Source organism: Erythrobacter dokdonensis DSW-74 (assembly GCF_001677335.1).
Classification (GTDB): Bacteria; Pseudomonadota; Alphaproteobacteria; order Sphingomonadales; family Sphingomonadaceae; genus Erythrobacter; species Erythrobacter dokdonensis.
The window spans coordinates 15130-40520 of the sequence record NZ_LZYB01000007.1; the positions used below are offsets into that span (position 1 = coordinate 15130).

The window sequence follows — 25391 nt, forward strand, 5'->3', positions numbered from 1 at the left end:
TTGCGCGGGCGCGGGCGGCAATGATGCAGGCCATGATCCGCCCGCTCATCGCCGCACTCGCGTCTCTCGCCGTCCCCGCCGCCGCGCAGGACACACCGCCGCCGCCCGCTTCGGTGGTTGTCGCCTTCGACCGCGAGAGCATCACCCCGCTGATCGCCGAGGGGATGCGCAATTTCGATAGCCGCGAGCCGGTCGAGTTCAACGACCCGGTGCGGATCGCCTCGATTTCCAAGCTGATCATGGCGCTCGCCGCTCTGCGCCTGATGGACGAGGGCAAGCTCGATCTCGACCGCGATGTCTCGGACTATCTCGGGTGGAAGCTGCGCTCGCCCCATCACCCCGATGCGCCGGTCACGCTCGCGCACCTGCTGTCGCACCGTGCGGGTCTGTCGGATGCAGGCGGCTATTTCATCCCGCTGGGTGCCAGCCTCGAAGCGAAACTCGCCGACCCTGCGGCATGGCGCGACACCGGCCCGCCGGGCGCGGCTGCGTTCGAATATGCCAATCTTGGCTCGCCATTGGTCGCGACCGCGCTCGAAGCGGCGAGCGGCGAACGGTATGACAGGCTCGTGGAACGGCTGGTCTTTGCGCCGCTGGGGGTGAAGGCCTGCTTCAACTGGGTGGGCTGCGGCCCTGACCTGGAGGCGCGCGCCGTCACTCTCTATCGCCATACCGGCGAAGTCGCCGCCGACGCCCCGGACCGCCTGCCGCCCGCCTGCACCATCCCCGTGGCCGAGGGCGTGGAATGCAGCCTCGAAAACTATGTCCCCGGCACCAATGCCTCGATCTTCTCGCCGCAGGGCGGGGTGCGGATCGGGATGATGGACCTCGCGAAGATCGGGCAGGCGTTGTTTGATAATCGTGGCGCAGAGCATTTTCTGTCGGCAAACGCGCAGACGCTGTTCCTCCAGAGCATGGTCTCGGCGATCAACGAGAACCCGCCGTTCGGTTCCGAGGCAGGCTTTTGCGGCTATGCCCTCGCCTCTTACGTGCTGGTCGATGCGCCGCCCTGTCTCGATGATCTGTTCATGGATGGAGTCGAACGTTTCGGTCATGGCGGCGAGGCCTATGGGCTGCGCTCAGGCCTGTGGATTGCGCTGGGGCAGGGGACGAGTTTCGCCTATTTCACCACCGCCGTCCCTCCGCCGTCGGGCGAGGTCGAAACCGCCGCATCCGACCCGCGCGAGACGGAACTGATGCAGCGCGCGTTGGCACTGGCGGGCGAGCGCGACGATTAGGTGATGACCAATGGCACGCAGATGGCGGCAGGTTCGCGCACCCTGCCGCCCCACCGGATTGTCTGGATCGGCGGGCTGGTGCTGCTCGCCGCCTATATAGCGCTTTGGGCGCTGGTGCCTGCCAATCCGGAACTGCTGACCAAGCTGTGGTTCCTCCCCGGCGTCGGCGTGATCGGCGCGATCATTGCCAATACTTCGGGCACGGGCGGGGGGGTGGTCTTCGTGCCGGTGTTCAACGCCTTGCGCGAACTGGGCATCATGAGCCTCTCGCCGCTCGCCGTGGTCGGCGTGTCGATGGGCATCCAGAGCTTCGGCATGACCATGGGTTCCTTGCGCTGGACTGATCGCCTGCTGCACCAGCCTGAGCCCGGCCCGCTCGAAGCGCGCGTGCGCCTGAACGACTTTGCCACCGTCGTGCTCGGCGTGCTGGCGCTGTCGCTCCCGGCGATGCTGGCGACCCAGCGGCTGACGACCTTCGACCAGGGCGCGGTGCTTTATGCCTACAAGGCTTTCTCGATCCTGCTGGGCTGCGCGCTGATCGCGGCGACCTGGACCGTCAACGCCGCGCGCCCCGAACGGGCCGAACTGTCGCGTGGTGATCTTTTCGTGCTGCTATTGCTGGCGATCCCCGGCGGTGTGCTGACCGCACTGTTCTCGGTCGGGATGGGCGAACTGGTCGCGCTTTACCTGTTCATCCGCCACTATCCGGTGCTGCTGTGCACCGGAGCGGCCTGCGTGATTTCCGCGCTGAGTTGCCTTGCGGGCGTGGTCTGGCATATCGAGGCCGGGACCATCGCCTGGGAAGTGGTTCTGCTTGCCGCGCCGACAGCCATGCTGGGCGGTTTCCTTGCCCGGCCCATCGCCCTGTGGCTGGGGGCAAAGCGCCTCAAGACGCTCGATGGCGCGTGGATCGTGCTTTCGGCACTCTATTTGCTGTGGCTGAACACGAATTAGCGCTTTCGCCCGATTGACGCGATGCAGCATTTCGCGCAGGGCTAGGCCGTCTTCCGCGCGTGAAACGATTCTCGTGCGGGCAGACGAGCGGGAGAGCCCGTCGTCCCTCACCGGACGCGGCGCCGAAGGAGCAACCGCCCCGGAAACTCTCAGGCCACCGGACCGCTCGGCTGCGTGACACTCTGGAAAGCGCCCGCGGCGTTCGTGCCGTGGGCCACCGAAGGGGAGGCAGGCCGTCCTTTGGCGCCCCTGCCGAAGCTCTCAGGTCACCCGACAGAGGGGGCAGTATCATGGCGGCGCCGCTGGGCTCCGACCGAACTGCCGTTTTCTGCCCCGGAAGGCCTTTGATGAGCGACCACGATACCGACGAGACTCTCGAGGACCTGCCGCTGGACAAGCTGGCACTGGATGACTGGCATCGCGCGCGGGGTGCGCGGATGGTGCCTTTCGCGGGCTATGAAATGCCGATCCAGTATGAAGGGATCGTCGCCGAGCACAATTGGACCCGCCAGAGCGCGGGCCTGTTCGATGTGTCGCACATGGGGCAATTGCTGCTTTCCGGCCCCGGTCTCGATACCGCGGTCGAGGCGGTGCTGCCGATCGACCTGTCGACCCTCAAACCCGGTGCGCAGCGTTATTCGCTGCTGCTCGACGAAGAAGGCGGCGTGCTCGATGATCTGATGGTGTCGCGCCTTGCAGACGGCAGCCTGTATCTGGTGGTCAACGGCGCGACCAAGTGGGACGACATCGGAACGCTGCGCGAGGCGCTGCCCGACGATATCACGCTCAATCACCTCGACGAACAGGCGCTGCTGGCGCTGCAGGGCCCCAAGGCGGCGGACGCGCTGGCGCGGCACGTGCCGGAAGCCGCCGCGCTGACCTTCATGAAGTTCGGCAGGTTTACCCTCGACGGCCATCCGGTGCAGATCGCGCGGGCGGGTTACACCGGCGAGGACGGGTTCGAAATCTCGCTGCCTGCTGATGCTGCTGCCGAAATCGCAGACCTGCTTTGCGCCGAGCCCGAAGTGAAGCCGATTGGCCTTGGCGCGCGGGATTCGCTGCGGCTGGAGGCAGGCCTGCCGCTTTACGGGCATGACATGACGCCCGAAACCTCGCCGGTCGAGGCAGGGCTGATCTTCGGCATCAACAAGCGCCGCCGGACCCAAGGCGGCTTTCCGGGCGCTGACCGCATCATCCGCGAGATTGCCGATGGCACGCAGCGCAGGTGGGCCGGCCTGAAGATCGAAGGCCGCCTGCCCGCGCGCGAAGGGGCCGAGGTGTTCAGCGGCTCCGAGAAAATTGGCACTGTCACCAGCGGCGGCTTTTCACCCACGCTCGGCGCGCCGATCGCCATGGCCTACGTCGCCAGCGGCCATGCCGCCACCGGCACCCAGCTTGAGGTGGAAGTCCGGGGAAAGCGCCTCGCCGCCACCGTCTCGCCAACGCCTTTCGTACCCCACCGCTATTACCGAGGGAGCTGACCCATGCGCTATTTCACTGACGAACACGAATGGATCGACGTCGACGGCGATGTCGCGACGGTCGGCATCACCGACTACGCGCAGGGCCAGCTTGGCGATATCGTCTTTGTCGAACTGCCCGCCGTCGGCACGAAGGTCGAAAAGGGCAAGGACGCCGCCGTGGTTGAAAGCGTCAAGGCTGCGTCGGACGTTTATGCCCCCATCGACGGCGAAGTGACCGAGACCAATGGCGCGCTGGAAGAAGACCCCGCGCTGGTCAACACCGCGCCCGAAGGCGAAGGCTGGTTCTTCCGCATCACCATCGCCAATGCCGGCCAGCTCGAAGGGCTGATGGACGAGGCTGCCTACAAGGATTTCGTCGCTTCGCTCTGACTCGCGAGCCCCCTTTCCTCTCTATTTCTCAGGGTGAACCCCGATGCGCTACCTCCCCCTCACCGACACTGACCGGCAGGCGATGCTGGCGAAAATCGGCGCCGCCAGCGTCGATGACCTGTTCGTCGACGTGCCCGAAGTCGCCCGGCTCGACGGCCCGATCCGGGGCCTGCCGATGCACGCGGGCGAGATGGCGGTCGAACGCCATATGAAAAGCCTCGCGGCCAAGAACCTCGTCGCGGGCGACGTGCCGTTCTTCCTCGGCGCAGGGGCCTATCGCCACCATGTTCCGGCGAGCGTCGACACCATCATCCAGCGCGGCGAGTTCCTGACCGCCTACACGCCCTACCAGCCGGAAATCGCGCAAGGCACCTTGCAGATGCTCTTCGAGTTCCAGACGCAGGTCGCGCGGCTTTATGGCTGTGCGGTGGCCAATGCCTCGCTCTATGACGGTTCGACCGCTTGCTGGGAGGCGGTGGCGATGGCGACCCGCGTTACGCGGCGCAAGCGCGCTGTGCTTTCGGGCGCGCTGCATCCGCATTACGCAAGCGTGGTCAAGACCATGGCGCACTTCACCGGCGATGAAATCGCCGATGCGCAGCCCGCGATTCAACCCGAACCCGACCTCGACGGGTTGATTGCCCGCATCGACGAGGAAACCGCCTGCGTGGTGGTGCAATATCCCGACATTCTCGGCCGCATCAGTGATCTGACCCCGGTGGCCGAGGCCGCCCATGCCAAGGGCGCGCTGCTGGTGGTGGTCAACACCGAGCCGGTGGCGCTGGGCGCGATCAAGTCGCCGGGCGAAATGGGCGCGGATATCGTGGTGGGCGAGGGGCAGTCGCTCGGCGTCGGCCTGCAATTCGGCGGACCCTACCTCGGCCTGTTCGCGGTGCGCGATGCCAAGCACGTGCGCCAGATGCCGGGCCGGCTGTGCGGCGAGACGGTGGACGCCGAGGGTAAGCGCGGCTTCGTGCTGACGCTCTCGACCCGCGAACAGCATATTCGCCGCGAGAAGGCGACCAGCAACATCTGCACCAATTCGGGCCTGTGTGCGCTGGCGTTCTCTGTCCACATGACCCTTTTGGGTGAACGCGGCCTGCGCGAGTTGGCAGCAGAAAACCACCGCCTCGCCTGCCTCGCCGCCGACCGCCTGGCCAAGGTTCCAGGTGTGGAAGTGCTCAACACCGCCTTCTTCAACGAATTCACCCTGATGCTCGGCGGCAAGCCTGCGCGGCAGATCGTGCGTGATCTCGCTGACCGGGGCGTGCTGGGCGGGGTGTCGCTCGGGCGGCTTTACCCCGGCGTCGAGGCGCTCGAGCACGCTCTGCTCGTCGCCGTGACCGAGACCACCACCGAGGAAGATATCGAGGCGCTCGCCCGCGAGCTTGAAACCAGCATCAAGGAGACCGTGTGATGAACGCCCCCAACACCTCCGGCTGGAAGCCCGAAATGACCGCTGCGGACGGGATGCATTCCGGACCCGCCACCACCACCGGCAATCGCGCGCTGATGCTGGAAGAGCCGCTGCTGTTCGAAATCGGCCGCACCGATGTGACCGGTGTGGACCTGCCCGCCGTGGATGCCAGTGCGCCGACCCGCTTGGGCGGTCTTGCCCGCAGCAATGCCATCGGCCTCGTCGGTCTGACCGAGCCGGAGACGGTGCGCCACTACACCCGCCTGTCGCGCCAGAACTACGGCATCGACCTCGGCTTCTTCCCGCTCGGCTCGTGCACGATGAAGCACAATCCGCGTCTGAACGAGAAGGTCGCGCGGCTGCCCGGGTTCGCCGATATCCACCCTCTGGCGCCCCAGAACGCGGTGCAGGGCGCGCTGGAGGTGATCAGCCAGCTTGGCGAGTGGCTGTGCAAGCTCACCGGTATGCCGGCCGTCGCGATGAGCCCCAAGGCGGGCGCGCATGGCGAGTTGTGCGGTATCCTCGCGATCCGTGCCGCGCACGAGGCACGCGGTGATGCCCGTGAAGTGGTGCTGGTGCCCGAAAGCGCCCATGGCACCAACCCCGCCACCGCCGCTTTCGCCAATTACCGCGTCGAGGATATCCCCGCGACGCCCGAAGGCCGGGTCGATGTGGCGGCATTGAAGGCCCGCCTCGGCCCGGATGTGGCGGCAGTGATGATCACCAATCCCAACACTTGCGGCCTGTTCGAAAAGGATTTCCGCGAGATCGCTGATGCCGTTCACGCGGCTGGCGGCTATGTCTATTGCGACGGGGCGAACTTCAACGCCATCGTCGGGCGCGTGCGCCCGGGCGACCTTGGCGTGGATGCGATGCACATCAACCTGCACAAGACCTTCTCCACCCCGCATGGCGGCGGGGGGCCGGGTTCGGGGCCGGTGGTGTTCTCCGAAGCGCTCGCGCCCTTTGCCCCGCTACCCTTTGTGCGGCAGGATGAGGGTGGCACTTTCTACCTCGTCGAGGAAGAGAACCGTGCGGAGCGCGGACCGTCGTTCGGCCGCATGACCGCCTTCCACGGCCAGATGGGGATGTTCACCCGTGCGCTGACCTATATGCTCAGCCACGGCGCGGACGGGCTGAAGCAGGTGGCCGAGGACGCCGTGCTCAACGCCAACTATATCCTGCGCTCGATGGAGGACATCCTCCATGCACCTTTCGCCGCCAGCGGCCCGTGCATGCACGAGGCGCTGTTTGGCGACAAGGACTTCACCGAGGGGCTGACGACGCTGGACGTGGCCAAGGGCCTGATCGACGAGGGCTATCACCCGATGACGGTCTATTTCCCGCTAGTGGTCCACGGCGCGATGCTGGTCGAGCCGACCGAAACCGAGAGCAAGGCGGCGATCGACCAGTTCATCACCGCCTTCCGCGCTGTCGTGGAACGCGCGCTCGCAGGCGATCAGGGGCTGAAGCAGGCGCCCTATTACGCGCCGCGCCGGCGGCTGGACGAGACGGCGGCGGCGCGGAAGCCGAAGCTGGCTTTCGAGGGGTGATCTAGGATTGCGGGGGAGGGACTGGCTGCGGCCCCGTCTCTCCCTCGTCCTCCACGATCAGCCGGATCTGGCCGAGGTTGAGGATCGCGACATAGAAGCCGATCACCGCGAGGCTGCTTGATCCCAGCAGCGCGAAGGCCGCGCCCTTGGCGCCGTTCCAGTCGATCGCTGCATCGAGCAGCACCAGCGCCAGCACCGTCGGCACTGCGCGCACGATGAAGGCGACATGCGCCTTTCCGGCCGAGACCAGCAGCGATTCAAGGCTCGCACCCACCAGTTCCACCGCGCCCGCGATGGCGAGGATTACCATCGCCCAGTAGAATACGCCGAATTCCTCGCCCGCGATCAGTTCGAGGCCGAGCCGTCCGAACAGCAGCGCTGTCACCACTGCGATCACGCCGCCGATGGCGGCGATATTGGCCATGCGCCGCGCGAGTTCAAGCGAGCGGTCGCGCGAATGGACGAGCTCTGGCAGAATTGCCTTGGAAACGGTCTGTGCAAGGCTCACCAGAGCCTGGCCGAGCTGGCTCGCTACCCGGAAGCCCCCCGCCAGCGCCGCCCCGCCAAAGGTTCCGACCAAGAGGATCATTACCTGCTTGCCCGCGATCGAGAGGCTGCCCGAAAGGTTGGTCGCAACGACGAAACGCCATGCGTCCTTGTAGCGCGCCGGGATTGCCTTGAGGCTGACCGCGCTCCAGCTGACCGGCTGAACCCGCGCTGCGACCACCCACAGGGCAACCGCCACCGCGATCTCGGCCACGGCATAGGCGATGATGAACCCGGTCACCGTGGGCATCAACAGGAAGGCGAGCACCGATCCGGCGGCGCGTATGATCGGCTGCACGGCCTCGGCTCCAGCGGCACGGGCGTACTGGAAATGCAGGCGCAGGATGCCGGTCGGCGTGGTACGGATCGCGGCAAGGCTCACCACGCAATATCCGAAAGCGAGCCACAGCAGGTTGGCCGGTACCTCGAGCCAGTAGGGCGCACTTGCGATCACCACGCCCGCCAGAGCGATGCCAAGCACCACCGAGACCAAATCGAGCGCGATGGCAAAACCGGTCGCCTCGCGCGCCTTTTCGGGATCGACCGAGCCGCCGTCCCCGCTCGCGCCCCAGCGCACGATAAACTGCCATGTCTGGAAATTGGCGAGGCCGGTGATCGCCTGGCCCAGCGCCACGATCAGCGCGAAATGGCCGAACCCGACTGTGCCCAGCGCACGCGTCGCAAGTGCGAGGTAGACCAGGCTCAGCACGGCGTTGAAGCCGCGCCCGCCCAGTAGCCAGCCCATGTTGGAGAACAGGCGCTTCATCGCATTTCTCGCAAGGCCCCCGACCGGATCAGGCTGCGGCCCCCGTGCGGTCGCCCTCGCGGAGCTTCAGGATCTTCTCGGTCACGGCGAAGGTGCGCTCGTTGTCGACGTCGATGGCGAAATGCCCGTCCGACAGCACCACCGGAACCAGCTTGAAACCGAAGCGGCGCGAAATCTGCTCAAACAGCTTTTCTTTCGAGCCCGTGCCCAGCCGGAAGCGGACGAGATTGACCAGCCCGAAGGCCTTGATGATACGGCGCGGGAATTTGATGAACTGCCCGCCTTCGCGCATGATTTCAGCTGCCTCGAGAGCTTCGGCGCTGCCGAGCCAGTAGGTGTTGCAATTGGAATATCCGCCGTCTCGGAATTCGTAGAAGCGCTTCTGCCCCTCAGGGTCTGCGGCACGCACGTCTTCCTTGCGGGCCAGCCCCGCAGCGCCGCCCGCCTTCGCATCAAGGCACTTGGCAATGAACTCGCCGTAGCCTTCAGGGGTGACGAGGCAATTGTCGGCGGTGGTGATCAGCAGGGGGAATTCCGCGCCTTCTGCTCCGGCGAACACGCTGTCGACAATGTTGAAGCGGCCTTCGACCATGACAAGGCGGCCTTCCGCAATCAGCCCGGCGATGGTCGGCAGACGGGCGATTTCGCCCTCGTCATGCGCCACGACGCGGATTTGGCCCACCGCGGTGCAGGCGGCGACCTGCGCCACCACCCGCTCGATCATCGGCACACCGTTGACCGGCACCACCGCCTTCTGAGCTACGCCCGCGCGCGCGGCCAGCGGATCGAGCACGCCCGAACGTTTGCCCGCCATGACCAGCGCAGTGACCTTTGCATCGTTTACCATAGCGCGCGGCCCTTAGCCGTTTGCGGGTGCAAAAGCCAAGCTTGGATGGTGAGCCTTGTGCAACAATCCCGGAGCGGCGATGAAGGGTCATGCGTATCATATTCTCGCGCAAGGGTTTTGACAGCGCGGCGGGCGGCGGGCCTTCGCCGATTGTCGCGGGCCGTCCGCTGAGCCTGCCGATCCCCGACAGCAAGGGCTTGTCGCCCGTCACCTATGGCGACCTCGGGCTTGGGGAACACGTTGCCAAGGCCAGCCGCGGCAAGCTCGGGGCGGGGGATGCCTGTCACCATGATCCGATGTTCTGCGCCGACGGCACCGCAATCCTCGGCCAATGCCACGCGGCGCAAGGTCACCTTGTGAAACAGGGCGTGAGCGAGGGCGATGTGTTCGTGTTCTTCGGCCTGTTCGACGGCGAAGGGGAGGGACGCCATCACCGCATCTTTGCCTACCTGACGATCGAGCAGCGCATCGATCTCGTCACCTGCGACGAGGCGACCCGCGCCCGTTATCGCGCGCTGGGCCAGCCGCATGCCTTCGGGCTCCATTCCGCCAACGACATGCTCTACATCGGGCGCGGCGCCGCAGCGCAGAGCGCGCCGGCAGGCCTGCGCCTCACCGCGCCTGGAGAAAAGCCGAGCCAGTGGATCGTGCCGAACTGGCTCCACCGCACCGGCCTGAGCTGTCACGAGGCAGCATGGCGCTGGGGCGAGGAGGGGCGCCTGCAGGCCGTCTCGCGCGGGCAGGAATTCGTCGCCCATGTCGGCGATGATGGCGAACCGCGCGCGTGGCTCGACCGGGTTCTTGCCGCAATCACCGCCGCGTGAGGCGCTTCAGCCCGGCGGAAAGCCGGTGAGGATCGTGTTCACCGCACCTTCGACGTCGCCCGGCTCGCCGCGCAGCTGCGCGCGGCTCAGGGTCTTGGTCGCGGCGCCATGCCAGACTGGAGCGCGGCGCTGCACATCGTAAATGTCGATCGCCAGCGTTCCCTCGGTATATTCGCGGACTTCCGTGCGGGTCATCGGCACAGGTGCGAGCAGCATCGGATAATAGCCCAGACCCCAGCGCCAGTTGGTACGATTGGCCCAGAAGTAGTCCGGGGTCTCGACGATATCGGTTCCGTCGCGCGTGCCGATGGTGAAGGACACGGCGAAGTCGGCCTTGGCGACATCATCGAGATAGCGGTAGCCCTTTGCTTCAAGTGCTGCCTTGATCGCCCGCGCTACGCGCGGCTCGATTGTCGGTGGTATGATCCGCCCGCCGAAAACGGCCATGGGGCTTTCATCGGCCCAGGCGAAGGTCTGGTAGGCGGCAAAATTCTGCTCGCGGTCGAAATCGGTGACGATCCGCCCGGTGGTGGAGCAGGCCGAAAGCGACAGCGCCAAGACTGCGGCTGCGAGAGCGAGCTTGATCGGTTTCACGAGATATCCTCCCTCCTCGCATTACCGCATTATTGCTCCGAACGGGCCGCTCCCGCAAGCCCCTCGTGCCGCCGCCGCTCGTCACCCCATGGTCGGGATGACGAAGGCGTTTGACCCATCGCCGCCCCCATCGGGCCAGCGCTGGGTGATCTTCTTGTTCTTGGTCCAGAATCTCAGGCCTTCCACGCCATACTGGTCGATATCGCCGAAGCCCGAGCGCTTCCACCCGCCGAAGGAATGATAGGCGACCGGGACCGGAATCGGCACGTTGATGCCGACCATGCCGACGTTCACGCGTGCAGCGAATTCGCGTGCAGCGTGGCCGTTGCGGGTGAAGATCGCGACGCCGTTGCCATACTGGTGTTCGGACGGCAGGCGCACCGCTTCCTCGAAGTCCGCCGCGCGCACTATCTGGAGCACCGGGCCGAAGATTTCCTCCTGATAGGACTTCATCTGCGGGGTGACGTGGTCGATCAGGGTCGGGCCGACAAAGAAGCCCTTCTCGTGGCCCTGAAGGGTAAAGCCGCGCCCGTCGACGACAATCTCCGCGCCTTCCTGTTCAGCGGTGGTAATCCACTGTTCGATGCGCGCCTTGTGCTCGGGCGTAACGACCGGTCCGTAATCCGCATCGGGATCGTTGGAGACGCCGATGCGCAATCCGGCGATCGACTTCAGGAGCTTTTCCTTGAGCCGCTCGGCCGTCTCCTCGCCCACCGGCACCACCACCGGCAACGCCATGCAGCGCTCGCCCGCCGAGCCGAAGGCCGCGCCGGTCAGGTCTGTCACGACCTGGTCGAGGTCGGCATCGGGCAGCACGATCCCGTGGTTCTTCGCGCCGCCGAAGGCCTGCACGCGCTTGTTGTTGGCGCTCCCTCGCGCGTAGATATACTGCGCGATGTCGGAGCTTCCGACGAAGCTGATCGCGGCGATATCGGGGTGGTCGATGATCGCATCGACCATCTCCTTGTCGCCGTGGACGACCTGCAACAGGCCTTCGGGCGCGCCCGCTTCGAGGAACAGTTCGGCGAGGCGCACCGGCACCGACGGGTCACGCTCGCTCGGCTTGAGGATAAAGGCATTACCCGCAGCACACGCCATGCCGAACATCCACATCGGAATCATCGCCGGGAAGTTGAACGGGGTGATGCCAGCGCCGATGCCGAGCGGCTGGCGCATCGAATAGACGTCGATACCCGGCCCCGCGCCGTGGGTATATTCGCCCTTCATGATCTGCGGGATGCCGCAGGCGTACTCGATCACTTCCAGCCCGCGCTGCACATCGCCCCTGGCGTCGGGCACGGTCTTGCCGTGTTCGCTCGAAAGCATCTCTGCGAGCGACTGCATGTTCGCCTCGACCAGCTGCTTGAAGGCGAACATCACCCGCGCGCGGCGCTGGGGGTTGGTGGCGGCCCAGCCGGGCTGGACGCGCTTGGCGGTCTCTACCGCGCGGGCCAGCAGCGCGGCATCGCCGAGGGCAACTTCGCCCTGCACCTCGCCGGTGGACGGGTTCCAGATGGAATGCTTGCGGGTGGGGGCGGGGGTCTCGCCGACGATGAAGTGGTCGATCTGACGCATTTGGGGGTCTCCTGTCTGGCCCTCCCTTTGGCCCTCGCGCCAGGGTTTCGCAAGCCTTGCACCTCTCCTCAAAAGTGCTGGCGCGGGCGAACGGAGCAGGGCAGTCTGTGTGCAGGACGACACAAGGAGTAACGCGCGATGGGCAGAGCCTTGACCATGATCGCCGGGATTGCCGCGGCAATGGCGGCAGGCACCGCGCTGGCTGATGAAGCTGCGCCGGGTGATGGCTTGTTCGTCGAGGGCAGCCTCGAGCTTGCGGCCACCGGCTACACCTTCACCGAAGGCCCGGCGTGGGACGGGTCGCGACTGATCTTCAGCGATATTCCGGGCGACACGGTCTATGTCTACACGCCGGGGGAGGGGGCGGCGCAGGTGCTCTACACGCCGAGCGACAATGCCAACGGCCACACGTTCGATCTTCAGGGTCGGCTGCTCAATGCCGAACACGGCAGCGGCGAGATTACCCGCTGGACGGCCGAGAGCGGGCGGCAGACCATTTCCGCGCGCTACGAGGGCAAGCGGCTCAACAGCCCCAATGATGTCGTTGTGCGCAGCGACGGGATGATCCTGTTCACCGATCCCCCCTATGGCCTCGGTCAGCGGACAGGCGAACTGGGTTTCTCCGGCGTGTTCGCGCTCGACGAGGGGACGGGCCGCATGGTGCTGATCGACGATACGCTGTCGCGTCCCAACGGCCTTGCGCTCTCGCCTGACGAGACAGTGCTCTATGTCGGCGATACCGCCACCCAGACCTTGTGGGCCTATGATCTTGCAGCGGATGGCACGGCCTCGGGCAAACGACTGGTCGCGGATGTGACCGATGACAGCAAGGCGGGGCGGGTTGATGGTGTCAGAGTAGATACCGAAGGGCGCGTCTGGTTCACCTGCCCCGGCGGGCTGTGCGTCGTCGATCCGGAAAGCGGCACGGTTCTGGCACGGCTTGCAACGCCCAAGCGCGCGACCAACCTCGCCTGGGGCGGGGCGGACCTGTCGGACCTCTACATTACCGCGCTGACCGACGTGTACCGGGTGCAAACCCGCGCCAAGGGCATCGGTTCGTCGAGCCGTTAATCCGAAGGGATCAGCGTGATCTCGGTCTGGCGCCCATCGATGTAGCGCACGCTTGTCCCGTCGAAGAAGGCGTCCTCCTCGGTACGGAAATCGACCCTCTGGCCGCCCCATTCGGGCACTGCGGCATAGGACGTGAGCTCGATCGACCATGCCGTATTCGCCCGGATCGGCCCCTCTCCGCGCGGATCGGCCTTCTGGTTGTCCCAGAAGCCGATGGCCGGCCCCGCGCCATGGCCGTGGTGGCCGATCGGGTGGGTGTAGATCGACGGGTCGAGCCCCGCCGCGATGGCGTCCGCGCGGGCAATCGCGAGCGTCTCGTTGCCGGAGCGGCCCACCTTGAAGGCGCGGGTCAGGAAATCCTGCACCCTGTTCGAATTGGCGAGCCCCACGCGCAGGCCCGCCGGGGCCTCGGTCTCGCCGGATCTGAGAACATAGGCGAGATGCTGCGTGTCGGTGTTGAGGCGCAGGTAGGTGATACCGAAATCCGTCCACAACAGGTCGCCGGGGCGGATCACCACGTCACCCTCCAGCATTCCTTCGGTGCCCTGCCGCTGGATCGCGACCGAGGGGTGGAACCACGGGTCGAGCCCCAATTGCAGCAGGCGGTCGCGATACCACCATTGCACTTGGCTCGCGGTGGTGACGCCGGGGGTGATGACCTTGCGCGAGAAGGCCTCGCCAATCACGGCATGGGCGATGCGAACGATGCCGGGGTAGAGCTCCATTTCCGACGGGGTGCGAGTCTCCAGCCAGCGGATCGCCAGCCCCTCGCCGCTGACAACTCTGTGGTGCAGCTCGGCAGGCAGGGCCGACATGAAGCGGTCATGCTGGCTCAGCGTCATGCCGTCTGCGAACTGGTAGAGATCGCTGGTGTTGATCGCGATTTTCGCAGGATCGCGTGTAGCGATGATCTCCGCCACCGCCTGCCACTGGTCGGGCTGTTCGTTCGGGTTCCATGATGGGGCAAACAGCCCGCCAAGGCCGTATCGGCTCACCGTAAGGCGTTCGACAGGCTTTCCCTCGCCCGGATCATGGAAGATCAGGATCGTGCGGCGGCGCGCATGCATGTTCTCGGCATCGAGCATGGTGGCGACCACCGGCTCCTCGAAATATTCGCGCGCCACCAACAGCCACAAGTCGATGCCTTCCGCACGCATGATCTGCGGGATCAGCGTTTCGAGCCGCTCGGCCAGGATGCGGTTTTCAAGCGCTGCACGCTCGCGCGGCGGGAGTATCGGCGGTAGCGCGGGGGCGGGTTGTTCGGTTTCGCTCATCGCGATCGGCGCGCTGTCGTGCGCGCTCGCCGGCACGCTTGCCAATGCCAGCCCCGCCAGAATTGCCGCGCCGGTGTTTGCCTGCCTCATTGATGCGATAGCCCCTGTTGCCCGTTCCTCGCCGACCATGCCGCGCCCGCGCCGGTGCGGCAAGCCGTGCGAACGATCATCGAAAAATTCGGATTACTGTTATCGGGACAACCCGTTTTTCCTGTCCCGTCGATGCACCTAGTCACGGCGCTGTCAGGAACGTGGCAGCCTATCGGGATATACCCGAAGCGCGCCTGCCCGCAATTCCGGTGCAAGATACTCGCCAACCAAACAGGGACTAAATCATGTCGCACAAAATGAAGGGGCTGCTGCTCCTGTCTTCGAGCCTCCTCCTCGCCATCCCCGCTTCCGCCACTCCTCCGGGGTTCAACGAACCGGGCATGGGCCGCGTGGGCATGCCGCAAGGCCAGCCTGCCCCGCGTTCGGTGCAGGACTGGTGGCCGAATGTGGTCGACCTCTCGCGCTTGCGCCAGAACGAATATGATCCCGATCCCAATGGCGAAGCCTTCGACTACGCCGCCGAATTCGCCAAACTCGACCTTAAGGCGGTCAAGGCCGATATCGATGCGGCGCTGACGGATTCGCAGGACTGGTGGCCTGCTGATTACGGCAATTACGCCGGATTGTTCATTCGCCTCGCCTGGCACTCGGCCGGCACCTATCGCTCGGGCGACGGGCGCGGCGGTTCGGACGGCGGGCAGATCCGTTTCGAGCCGCTCAACTCCTGGCCTGACAACGGCAATCTCGACAAGGCCCGCCGCGTGCTGTGGCCGGTCAAGCAGAAGTACGGGGCCGCGCTGTCCTGGTCCGATCTCATCATCCTGTCGGGCAATGTTGCGCTCGAGAACGCGGGCTTCAAGACCTATGGTTTTGCCGGTGGCCGTGCCGACGCATGGGAGCCCGAGCTGGTCTATTGGGGGCCTGAAACCAAGTTCCTCACCTCCGAGCGCCAGAGCGAGGAAGGTGACCTCGAAAACCCGCTTGCCGCGTCCGAAATGGGCCTCATCTACGTCAATCCCGAAGGGCCGGAAGGCAATCCCGACATTCTCGCCGCGGCCAAGGCGATCCGAACCACCTTCGCGCGGATGGGCATGAATGACGAGGAAACCGCCGCCTTGATCATCGGTGGGCACACACTCGGCAAGATGCACGGCGCGCACAAGGCGGCCGATTGCGTCGGCAAGGAACCGGCTGCCGAAGGCGTCGAGGCGCAGGGTCTGGGCTGGAAGAACAGCTGCGGTACCGGCGCCGGGCCGGATGCGGTGACCAGCGGGCTTGAAGGCGCCTGGACCGTCACGCCGGTCCAGTGGAGCAGCAATTATCTCGACAACATGTATGCCTTCGAGTGGAAGCTCACCACCAGCCCGGCAGGGGCCAAGCAATGGGAGCCGGTCAATGCCGATGATCTCAAGATCGTTCCCGATGCCCATGACCCCGACAAGTTCCACGCACCCGTGATGCTCACCACCGATCTCGCGCTGCGCTATGATCCTGCCTATGGCGCGATCACGAGCAAGTGGGTGAAGGATCCTGCGGCAATGGACGAGGCCTTTGCCCGCGCGTGGTTCAAGCTGACTCACCGCGACATGGGCCCCAAGGCGCGTTATGTCGGTGCCGAGGTGCCGGCCGAGGACCTGATCTGGCAGGACCCGCTGCCCAAGGCGGATTACGCCATGATTGCTGCGGCTGATGTGGCGGCGCTCAAGGACAGCATCCGCAAGACCGGTCTTTCCCGTTCGGAACTGGTGCGCACGGCCTGGGCCTCGGCGGTCACCTTCCGCGATACCGATATGCGCGGCGGCGCCAATGGCGCGCGGATCCGCCTCGCGCCGCAAAAGGACTGGGGCGTGAACGACCCCGAGGTGATCGCCAGAGTGGTGAAGGCACTCGAAGGCGTGCAGGCGCAGTTCAATGCGAAGTCGGGCTCCAGAAAGGTCTCGATCGCCGATCTCGTGGTGCTCGGCGGTGTGGTCGCCGTAGAGGATGCGGCCAGGGCGGCCGGTCACTCCGTCACCGTACCCTTCACTCCGGGCCGGGTCGATGCGACCGATGCACACACCGATGCGGAGAGCTTCGAACTGCTTCGCCCTGCCGCAGACGGTTTCCGCAATTTCTACAGCGAACGCGCCCGCCGCTCGCCCTCGGAAATGCTGATCGACCAGGCCGATACCCTGACCCTTACCGTGCCGGAAATGACCGTGCTGGTGGCAGGCATGCGGATGCTCGATGCCAATACCGGCGGGGCCAGGCACGGGGTGTTCACCGACACGCCGGGCACGCTGAGCAATGACTTCTTCGTCAACCTGCTCGACATGGCCAATGCATGGAAACCAGCCGAGACCGAGGGGCTGTATGAGGGGCGCGATCGCAAGACCGGCGCGCTCAAGTGGACGGCGACCGAGGTCGATCTGGTGTTCGGATCGAACTCCGAACTGCGTGCCGTGGCCGAGGTCTATGCGGTCAAGGGCGGCGAGGAAAAGTTCGTGGCCGACTTCGCCAAGGCCTGGAACAAGGTGATGATGCTTGACCGCTTCGACGTGAAGTAAGCGGTCCAAAGGAACGACAGGGCGCCGGTAGCTTCATGCCCGGCGCCCTTTTCGTGTCTGCGCCGGAACCCGAAGGCCGGCACAGGATTGATTGGACAAACCTGCAAATCTGCGAAACAGCCCTTTTCCGATGCGATTTTTCCTTTCTCTGGCGGCCGTCTTGCTGCTTGCCGCCTGCTCTGCCGACGAACAGCGTGGCGGCGAGCGTACCGTCGCGGTCGTGGCCGAGCCGGTCCGTATGCTTGCCGATGAAGACGTGGTCGAGGCGGTCGGCACGGCGCGGGCCGTACGCTCGGCGCAGATCTTTCCGGAGGTTTCGGGGCGGATCGCGGCGGTGCGCTTTTCTCCCGGTGCCTTTGTGCCGCAGGGCGCCGTTCTGGTGGAGCTTGATGCCCGGGCCGAGCAGCTGGCGCTGAAACTCGCAGAGGTGCGGGTGGCCGAAGCTGAGCAATTGCTGGGACGCTATCGCCGGATCGAAGATACCGGCGCGCTCTCCGACAGCCAGATCGAGGCGGGCGAGACCGCGCTTGCTGCCGCCCGGATCGAGCGCGACCAGGCCGCATTGGCGCTGTCCGAACGCACCATCCGCGCGCCTTTTGCTGGCCATGTCAGCTTTTCCGAGCTTGATCCTGGCGACCGGGTCACGCCGACGACGTTGGTCGCGCAGATCGACCAGCGCGCCCGGCTCTATATCGACTTCAATGCACCCGAGGCGGTGTTCCGGCGCCTGCGCCCGGGCCAGAGCATCGAGGTCGTGCCCTTTGCCGATCCCGACCGCACCATCGCCACAACAATCCAGGCGGTCGACAGCACCATCGAGCAGGAACAGCGTAGCTACCGTGCGCGCGCCACGATCGACAATTCAGGCGATGCCTTCCGCCCCGGCATGAGCTTTTCCGTGCGATTTGCCGATAGCGGCCAGCTGCGTCCGGCGGTGCCGGAGGCAGCGGTGATGTGGACCGGCGACGGTTCTTCGGTCTTTGTCGTTCGCGAGGGCAAGGCGGTGCGCGTGCCGGTCACCATCGCCGCCCGCCGCGAGGGGCTCGCATTGCTGGAGGCGAAAATTGTCAAAGGCACCCCGATCATCGTCAAGGGCGTGCAGAAGCTGCGCGAAGGGCAAGGCGTCACACTGGTCAAGCCGCCCGTGCGCGAGGCGGCCAAGGTCGAGGTCGCGCCCTCGTGAGTTCCCGCAACGATCTTCCCTTGCTGGCGGTCAAGCGGCCGTTGCTGGTCATCGTGCTCAACCTGCTGATCGTGATCGCGGGCGCCGCAGCACTGCTCGGCACGGAAGTGCGCGAACTTCCCAATGTCGACCGCCCGATCGTTACCGTCACCGCGGTTCTGCCCGGCGGCGCGCCCGAGACGATGGATGCCGAAGTGACCTCGCGGCTCGAGAACGCGGCTGCGCGGGTCAACGGCGTGCGCAATATCCGCTCTTCCTCCGAAGAGAACAACAGCCGCATCCGTGTCGAATTCAACCCCGGCACCGATCTCGACACCGCTGCCTCCGATCTGCGCGAGGCGGTGAGCCGTGTAACGCGCGACCTGCCCGAACGGGTCGAACAGGTGCAGGTGGTCAAGGCCGATCAGGATGCCGAGGCGATCATGACGCTGGCGGTTGCCAGCCCGCGCTACGATGTCGCCGAACTCAGCCAGATCGTCGAGAATGACATCATTCCCGAACTGCTCGCGGCAGAGGGCGTGGCCAGCATCGAGACTTTCGGCGCGCGGCCAACGCAATTGCGCGTTGCGGTCGATCCGATCCGGCTGGCGCGCTTCGGACTGACAATGAGCGATGTCGCCGCCGCGCTCAGGCAGGCGCCGTTCGATACGCCGGTCGGCTCGTTCCGGTCGGACGCACAGGAACTGCTGGTGCGGGCCGAGGCGACCGCAGCCGACCCTGCGCGCATCGCCGAAGTGGTGGTGCAGGGCGAGGTAACCGTCGGCGACGTTGCCGAGGCCTATTTCGCCCCCGCCGATGCTACCAGCTATGTCCGGCTCGACGGTGAACCGGTGATCGGGCTGGGCGTCATCCGGCAGGCCAATTCCAACACCATCGCGATCTCCGATGCGACCCGCGCTGCAGCCGAACGGCTCGACGCGCGGTTCGACGACATTTCGATCAGGGTGATCTCCGACGACGCCGAATTCATCCGCGTTTCGGTGCGCGAAGTGGCGGTGACGCTGGTCATCACCGTGCTGGTCGTGATGGTGGTGATCTTCCTGTTCTTCGGCCACCTGAAACCGACGCTGATCCCTAGCACCGCTATTCCCGTGGCGCTGATAGGGGTGGTTGCGGGGATCTGGGCGCTGGGCTTCTCCATCAACCTGCTGACCCTGTTAGCGCTGGTGCTGGCGACGGGCCTTGTCGTCGACGATGCGATCGTCGTGCTGGAGAACGCCCAGCGATTGCAGAAGGAACAGGGTCTCGGCAAGAAGGCTGCAGCAGTGCTTGGCACGCGGCAGGTCTATTTCGCGGTCATCGCGACCACCGCGGTGCTGGTTTCGGTATTCGTGCCGATCAGCTTCCTGCCGTCCGAAACCGGCCGGCTGTTCCGCGAATTCGGTTTCGTGCTGGCAATTGCGGTGATCCTGTCGACTTTCGTTGCGGTAAGCCTTGTGCCGGCGCTTGCTGCGAAGATCGATCTTGCAGGCGAAAATGCAGATCCCGACCCGCGCCTGCAAGGCATCGCTACCCGGTTTGCGCAGCGCTACGACATCCTCGTTGCCGCCTGCATCGCGCATCCCTGGCGGGTGGTCGCGCTTTCGTTTCTGGCGCTGGTGGCGGCCGGGCTGGCCTATACTCAGCTGGACGAGGAACTGGTGCCCGAGGAGGACCGCGCGACGATCTTTGTCTGGGCGCGCGGGCCGGACGGGACGGGCCTCGCTTTCATGGACCGCGAACTTGACGAGATCGAGGCGGTGCTCGCGCCTCTTCAGGACAGCGGCGAAATCGAATCCACCCTCTCGATTGTCGGCCGGTATGACCCCAATCTGGTCGTCGTCACGGCAACGCTGGCCGACTGGGACAGCCGCGCGCGCAGCCAGAGCGATATCGTTGCCGCGCTGGAGCAGCCGCTGGACGCCATTCCCGGCTCGCGCGCCTCGGCTCGCGGACGCTCGACCCTCGGACGGGGAGGCGGAGGCGGGCAAGGCGGCATCCAGGTCGCGCTGACCGGCAATGATTATGAAGGCATCTACCGATCGGCCCGCACACTGGCCGATGCGATCGAGACTTCCGCGATCCTGTCCGACCCCGATATTTCCTATCAGCCGACCCAGCCGCAACTGTCCATCACCATTGACCGCGCCCGCGCCGCCGATCTCGGTGTGGCGCTTGATGATCTCGCGCTGACGCTTCAGGCGATGGTCAATGGTATTCAGGTCGTCGATCTCAATGTCGATGATCAGGCCGTCCCGATCCTGCTGACTTCGGAGACCTCGGCAATCTCGCGCCCAGCCGATCTCGGCAATCTCTATGTCCGTTCAAGCGAAAGCGGGCTGGTGCCGGTATCGGCGGTTACGCGCTTTTCCGAGCAGGGCGTCGCCGCAGAACTCGACCGCACCGAGCAGCGCCGCGCGATCGAGGTCCAGGCGGCGATTGCTCCGGGCGTGCCTCTGGCCGAGGCTATTGCCGAGATTGAGCGCTTGTCGGAAGAGGCGCTGGCCGAAGGGATCGAGCCGATCCTGCAGGGGGAGGCGCAGCAGCTTGAGGAAAGCTCGCGCGAATTGCTGCTGACCTATGGCTTTGCGATCCTGATCGTGTTCCTGGTCCTGGTCGCCCAGTTCGAAAGCCTCGCCAGCCCCTTCGTGATCCTCGTCTCGATTCCCTTCGCGCTGGCTGCTGCGCTTTTCGCGATGCTGGTCTCGGGAACCTCGCTCAACATCTATTCGCAGATCGGCCTCGTCATGCTGATCGGGCTGATGGCCAAGAACGGCATCCTGCTGGTCGAGTTCGCCGACCAGAGACGCGAGGAGGGCGCGGATGTCGCGACCGCAATCCGCGAGGCGGCGACCCTGCGTCTGCGTCCGATCGCGATGACCCTGATATCGACCGTCGCGGGTGCGGTGCCGCTGGTCATCGCGAGCGGGGCAGGGGCCGAAGCGCGGCAGGCGATCGGCTGGGTAATCTTCGGCGGGTTGGGCATCGCGGCGGTCTTCACCTTGTTCCTCGTCCCCGCACTCTATGCACTGATCGCAACGTTGGCGAAGCCGCGCAGCGTCGATCTGGCCCGGCTCGAACGCGAGCTTCGCGCCGATGAGGACAGCGAAGCGGCGGGAGCGCCGGCATGAGGCAGCGTATGCTTCTGCTTGTCACGCTCGTCGCCCTCTTGGCGGGCTGCGCGACCCCGCGCATTCCTTCGGTCGACCCGGCGGCAGGCGTCTCGCTTGCGCCCGGCTATTTCGCCGGAGCACGGCCCGAGGCGGGGCTGGAGGAAGCATGGTGGCACGGCTTTGCCGACCCCGAGCTTGACCGGCTGGTGAGCGCGGCGCTCGCCCGCAATCCATCGCTCGAAGCGGCGCGCCAGCGGCTTGCGGCAGCGCGCGCGATTGTGGTGGCCGAGCAATCCGATTTCCTTCCCACCATCGATGGTGAGCTTTCGGGCGACGTCTCGGTCGATGATCGCGGGAGCGGAGCTGAACGGGCGGGAGCCAGTCTTGGCGGGGTATGGCGGATCGACATAAACGGGCGCCTTGCCGCCGAGCGTGCCGCCGCTATCGCCTCAGCCGAGGGTGCCGAGCACCTCGTGGCGGATCGGCGGCGTCTTATCGCTGCGGCGGTCGCGAGCCAGTACATCGAATTGAAGCGCACCGCAGCGCGGCTTCGGCTGCTCGAGGAATCAAGCGATCTGCAACGCCAGACACTGCGTATCGTCACGCTGCGGTCAGAGGCGGGGCTGTCTTCCAACCTCGATGTGCGCCGCGCCCGTGCCGATGTTGCCCGCACCGAGGCCCAGCGCGGCTTGCTGCTACTGGCCCGCGCACGGGCGGCCAATGCGCTGGCGGTGCTTGTGGGCGAGACGCCATCTGGCGTGCCCGGAGCTGCCGCAGACGCGCAGGTGCCGGCCTATGGAAGCGGTCCGGACATCGGTGTTCCCGCCGACTTGCTGCGCCGCCGGCCCGATCTGCTACTGGCCGAGGCGGATATCGCTCGGGCCGCCGCCACGGTCGGGATTGAGCGCGCGGACCTGCTGCCCGCGCTTGCACTGCCGGGCTTTCTCACGCTGGGTGACGGGAGCGCCGACGGCCTGTTCTCGCAAGCCGTAGCCAGCCTTTCCGCCGTGCTCGGCGTGCCGCTGGTCGATGGTGGGCGCCGCCGCGCGGAAGTGCGCGCGGCCGAAAGCAACCTTGCCGCCGCGCTCGCCGATTACCGCCAGGCGCTGCTCGGCGTGCTGGCCGAGGTCAGACAGCATTGACGGCGATCAGTGCCGCCGCCGACCGCACTAACGAGTTCCGCAATGCGGTGACCGAAAGCGAGGCCGCGTTCGAACAGTCCAATGCGCTCTACCGCGAAGGCCTTGCATCGCTGTTCGACGTGCTCGATGTACAGCGCCAGCTTATCTCGAGCCGGGAGGCGCTGATCGACGGCAATGCCGATCTCGCGCAGGCCCATGTCGACCTGTTCACTGCCGTCGGCGGCGATACGCTCGACGGCGAGAATCCGGCCTGACCTCGCGTCGGGTCACAGCAGCCATTCGATCGGCAGCAGCCCCAGCGCGAAGATCGCCGCGCGCTTGATGATGCCGCTGTGGGGGTCGCTGCGGAAAACCTCGCCGGTCTCGCGGTCCTCCCACTGCATCCGCCCGCGCGCATCGAGGCTGACCCGGTAAGCGCGGTCCGCGAGTTGGTTCTCCATGGTGGTGTGCATCCGGCCCGCGAGCCCTTCGCTTTCGATCACCAGCCCCATTTCGGTGTTGAGCCAGACCGAGCGCGGATCGAAGTTGAACGAGCCGATGAAGATCAGTCGTCCATCGGCGCTGAAGGTCTTGGCATGCAGGCTCGATCCGCTCGAGCCGATGCCCGGACCTTGTCCCCCGCGGCTCGGCGGCGCGGATCCGGCCTTCAGTTCAAGCAGCTCGACGCCGCCTTTCAGCAGACGACGGCGATATTTGCGATAGCCTGCATGGACCAGCGCGACATCGTTTGCCTCAAGCGAATTGGTCAGCACCCGTACCTTGGCCCCGCGCCGGGCCAGCCGGAGGAATTCGGCCACGCCCTGCTTGCCGGGCACGAAATAGGGCGAGACCAGATCGAGCCGGTGTTCGACTTCGTCGAGCAGTTCCTTGAGTTGCCCGACCAGCAGATCGCCTGACAAAACGCTGCCAAGCGTCTTGTCGGGAGCATCGCAGACCAGCAATGCACGCGCCGGTTCAAGCGTGAGCCGGCGCTCCACCAGATCGCGCGTGATCGGATCACTCGCCATCGCCTCGGAAAAGCGGTGGAACTGAGCGCTGCGGCGCTTTTCGGCCAGCGCCGTCTCCAGCGCACCGGCCTTGCCAACCGCTAGCGGTACCACTGTGCCCAGCCGATAGGCGGAGCGCGAATTCCAGTATAATTCGAAGGCACCTGCCACCGCCCGGGCTGCCTGACCAGCTGCGATCACGTCCAGATCGACGAACAGCGGATTGTCGCCCGTGTCGAAATATTCGTCACCAATATTGCGTCCTCCGGTGATGGTGAGCGCCCCGTCATAGGTGATCGACTTGTTGTGCATCCTCCGGTTGAGCCGCAGGAAATCGAACAGGTAGTTGAGCAGCCGCGGGCGGCGGATGACGAAGGGGTTGTAAAGCCTTACGGCGATATCGGGATGCGCGTCGAGTTCAGCGAGGATCGGGTCGAGCCCGGCCACGCCATTGTCGTCGAGCAGCAGTCTTACCCGCACGCCGCGTTCGGCCGCTGCGCGCAGCCGTTCGAGCAGCAGCAGCCCGGTCAGATCGTCGCGCCAGATGTAATATTGTACATCAATCGCGTGCTCTGCGAGGTCGATCAGCATCATCCGCGCTGCAAAAGCGCTCTTGCCCTCGAGCAACGGATAGATCGCCGAGCCTCTTTCGGCATCTTCGGCGAGATGGACGAAAATGCGTGATAGCGTGCTGGGCGGCACGGGCCTTTGCCCGGGAGCGGAGTCAGATTTCCGGTGCGGCAAGCGGAACACCGTCCGCAGCACGGCATAGGCTGCCAGCCCCAACAGGCTCCAGATCATCGCGGTCTTGAACACAGCCCGCCTGTCTTGCCCTTCCTGCTCGTTGGTCCGCGCGCGCAGCATGGCTTATCGCTTCGCAAAAGGCGACTCCCTCGACGTTCCCGGTGCTCTTGCGCATTCGGGAGGTTTGACCCACCTTTGCAGTGCCGCAAAATCGTTGCTGCGGAAGAATGCGAGTACTGCCAACGTGAACCATGCAAAGCGAGGCAAGTCTGCGGCTACGGTCAGGGTAGCAAGCTACAATATCCGCAAGGCCATCGGCACGGACCGGGTGCGTAATCCGCTGCGGATCCTCAAGGTGTTGCAGGACGTCGACGCCGATATCGTCGCCCTGCAGGAAGCCGACCGCCGGTTCGGCATACGCAGCAGGGCCCTGCCGCAGGTGCTGGTTGAGAACCATACCGACTACGTCCCCGTACCGCTCGACGTGCAGCACGATTCAATGGGCTGGCATGGCAATGCAATCCTTGTGAAGAAGGACATTGCCGTGACGCATCACGACATCATCCACATTCCCTACCTTGAGCCGCGCGGTGTGGTGACTGCGACGCTTGAGACACGCGCCGGCCCGCTGACCGTGTTCGGCATGCATCTCGACCTGTCGGGACTGTGGCGCGCACGTCAGGCCCGCGCGATTGCCGAATTGGCCGAAGGCGCATTGGCCGAGCGCCCGACCGTGCTGATGGGCGATCTCAACGAATGGCGCGGTCAGGCGGGATGCTTCCGCGAATTCGGACGGCACTTCACCATTCTCGATTGCGGGCCCAGCTTCCACAGCCAGCGCCCGATTGGCCGGCTTGACCGGATCATGCATTGCGATCGTCTGTCGCTGAAAGCCTGCGGTGTTTATAATAGCGCGCTGGCCGCGACAGCGTCCGACCACCTGCCGGTCTGGGCGGATTTTGCCTTGCGCTGACGACACAAGGAAGCAGTTGACGCGCCCGCGCCAATCATGGCAAGCGCCCTGCGCCGCGCCGAGGCATTTCGGGACTGCGGGTGTAGCTCAATGGTAGAGCAGAAGCTTCCCAAGCTTACGACGAGGGTTCGATTCCCTTCACCCGCTCCAGCCCCGCCCTCC

The 25391-nt window shown here is 65.6% G+C and carries 18 protein-coding genes, 1 tRNA gene, 1 pseudogene and 2 riboswitches; of the genes and pseudogenes, 14 read left to right on the plus strand and 6 right to left on the minus strand.

What is annotated here, in order from left to right:
- Positions 1–32 precede the first annotated feature (32 nt).
- From I603_RS12285 to gcvPB, 6 genes are all read left to right on the plus strand, one after another.
- The gene (locus I603_RS12285; protein WP_068865553.1) at positions 33–1238 is read left to right on the plus strand and encodes a serine hydrolase domain-containing protein; all 1206 of its coding nucleotides are present in this window, start codon (positions 33–35) and stop codon (positions 1236–1238) included.
- 3 nt (positions 1239–1241) lie between these two features.
- Complete coding sequence (locus tag I603_RS12290; protein WP_084440096.1) at positions 1242–2192, plus strand: sulfite exporter TauE/SafE family protein; 951 nt, start codon at positions 1242–1244, stop codon at positions 2190–2192.
- Between the two features lie 78 nt (positions 2193–2270).
- A riboswitch (glycine riboswitch) is annotated at positions 2271–2367 on the plus strand.
- Positions 2368–2479, plus strand: a riboswitch (glycine riboswitch).
- 60 nt (positions 2480–2539) lie between these two features.
- The gene (gcvT, locus tag I603_RS12295) at positions 2540–3673 is read left to right on the plus strand and encodes a glycine cleavage system aminomethyltransferase GcvT (RefSeq protein ID WP_084440097.1); all 1134 of its coding nucleotides are present in this window, start codon (positions 2540–2542) and stop codon (positions 3671–3673) included.
- 3 nt (positions 3674–3676) lie between these two features.
- Complete coding sequence (gene gcvH / locus I603_RS12300; RefSeq protein ID WP_068865532.1) at positions 3677–4045, plus strand: glycine cleavage system protein GcvH; 369 nt, start codon at positions 3677–3679, stop codon at positions 4043–4045.
- Positions 4046–4088: 43 nt separating this feature from the next.
- Entirely contained in the window at positions 4089–5462 is a 1374-nt protein-coding gene (gene gcvPA / locus I603_RS12305) for an aminomethyl-transferring glycine dehydrogenase subunit GcvPA (protein WP_068865533.1), read from the plus strand.
- Complete coding sequence (gene gcvPB, locus I603_RS12310) at positions 5462–7015, plus strand: aminomethyl-transferring glycine dehydrogenase subunit GcvPB (protein WP_068865534.1); 1554 nt, start codon at positions 5462–5464, stop codon at positions 7013–7015. The genes gcvPA and gcvPB overlap by 1 nt, the downstream gene beginning before the upstream one ends.
- Before the next feature lies 1 nt (position 7016).
- On the opposite strand, the gene I603_RS12315 is transcribed toward gcvPB, so the two are convergent.
- Positions 7017–8327, minus strand: coding sequence for a lipopolysaccharide biosynthesis protein (locus tag I603_RS12315; RefSeq protein ID WP_068865535.1), 1311 nt, complete (start codon positions 8325–8327; stop codon positions 7017–7019).
- Positions 8328–8355: 28 nt separating this feature from the next.
- Positions 8356–9174: an NTP transferase domain-containing protein gene (locus I603_RS12320; protein ID WP_068865536.1), complete on the minus strand. Its 819-nt coding sequence runs from the start codon at positions 9172–9174 to the stop codon at positions 8356–8358.
- A gap of 89 nt (positions 9175–9263) precedes the next feature.
- Between I603_RS12320 and I603_RS12325 the strand changes: the two genes are divergently transcribed.
- Complete coding sequence (locus I603_RS12325; protein WP_068865537.1) at positions 9264–9998, plus strand: Nmad3 family putative nucleotide modification protein; 735 nt, start codon at positions 9264–9266, stop codon at positions 9996–9998.
- 6 nt (positions 9999–10004) lie between these two features.
- Here the strand turns inward: I603_RS12325 and I603_RS12330 are convergent, their stop codons facing one another.
- Together I603_RS12330 and I603_RS12335 are read right to left on the minus strand one after the other, a co-directional pair.
- A complete protein-coding gene (locus I603_RS12330; protein ID WP_068865538.1) occupies positions 10005–10592 on the minus strand; it encodes a DUF4136 domain-containing protein in 588 nt (195 codons plus the stop codon).
- Positions 10593–10673: 81 nt separating this feature from the next.
- Positions 10674–12167, minus strand: coding sequence for a CoA-acylating methylmalonate-semialdehyde dehydrogenase (locus I603_RS12335; protein WP_068865539.1), 1494 nt, complete (start codon positions 12165–12167; stop codon positions 10674–10676).
- A 138-nt stretch (positions 12168–12305) separates the two neighbouring features.
- Here I603_RS12335 and I603_RS12340 point away from each other — a divergent pair, with 138 nt between their 5' ends.
- Positions 12306–13238 (plus strand): SMP-30/gluconolactonase/LRE family protein, encoded by a 933-nt coding sequence (locus I603_RS12340; protein ID WP_084440098.1) that lies wholly within the window; start codon positions 12306–12308, stop codon positions 13236–13238.
- On the opposite strand, the gene I603_RS12345 is transcribed toward I603_RS12340, so the two are convergent.
- The gene (locus tag I603_RS12345; RefSeq protein WP_068865540.1) at positions 13235–14602 is read right to left on the minus strand and encodes a M24 family metallopeptidase; all 1368 of its coding nucleotides are present in this window, start codon (positions 14600–14602) and stop codon (positions 13235–13237) included. The two genes, I603_RS12340 and I603_RS12345, sit on opposite strands and share 4 nt — an antisense overlap.
- A 245-nt stretch (positions 14603–14847) precedes the next feature.
- Between I603_RS12345 and katG the strand changes: the two genes are divergently transcribed.
- The 4 genes and pseudogenes from katG (at position 14848) to I603_RS12365 (ending at position 22780) form a co-directional block, all read left to right on the plus strand.
- Positions 14848–17109 carry a catalase/peroxidase HPI gene (katG, locus tag I603_RS12350; protein WP_068865541.1) on the plus strand — a complete coding sequence of 754 codons (2262 nt, stop codon included), beginning with the start codon at positions 14848–14850 and terminating at the stop codon, positions 17107–17109.
- A 130-nt stretch (positions 17110–17239) separates the two neighbouring features.
- The gene (locus I603_RS12355; RefSeq protein WP_068865542.1) at positions 17240–18292 is read left to right on the plus strand and encodes an efflux RND transporter periplasmic adaptor subunit; all 1053 of its coding nucleotides are present in this window, start codon (positions 17240–17242) and stop codon (positions 18290–18292) included.
- On the plus strand, positions 18289–21402 hold the full coding sequence (locus I603_RS12360; RefSeq protein WP_068865543.1) for an efflux RND transporter permease subunit: 3114 nt from the start codon (positions 18289–18291) through the stop codon (positions 21400–21402). The genes I603_RS12355 and I603_RS12360 overlap by 4 nt, the downstream gene beginning before the upstream one ends.
- 8 nt (positions 21403–21410) lie before the next feature.
- Positions 21411–22780, plus strand: a pseudogene (locus I603_RS12365) (TolC family protein).
- Between the two features lie 12 nt (positions 22781–22792).
- Here the strand turns inward: I603_RS12365 and I603_RS12375 are convergent.
- Complete coding sequence (locus I603_RS12375) at positions 22793–24376, minus strand: phospholipase D family protein (RefSeq protein ID WP_068865546.1); 1584 nt, start codon at positions 24374–24376, stop codon at positions 22793–22795.
- A 124-nt stretch (positions 24377–24500) separates the two neighbouring features.
- Here I603_RS12375 and I603_RS12380 point away from each other — a divergent pair, with 124 nt between their 5' ends.
- Together I603_RS12380 and I603_RS12385 are read left to right on the plus strand one after the other, a co-directional pair.
- A complete protein-coding gene (locus I603_RS12380) occupies positions 24501–25229 on the plus strand; it encodes an endonuclease/exonuclease/phosphatase family protein (RefSeq protein ID WP_068865557.1) in 729 nt (242 codons plus the stop codon).
- Between the two features lie 76 nt (positions 25230–25305).
- Positions 25306–25379 (plus strand) — tRNA-Gly (locus I603_RS12385).
- The last annotated feature ends 12 nt before the right edge of the window (positions 25380–25391 follow it).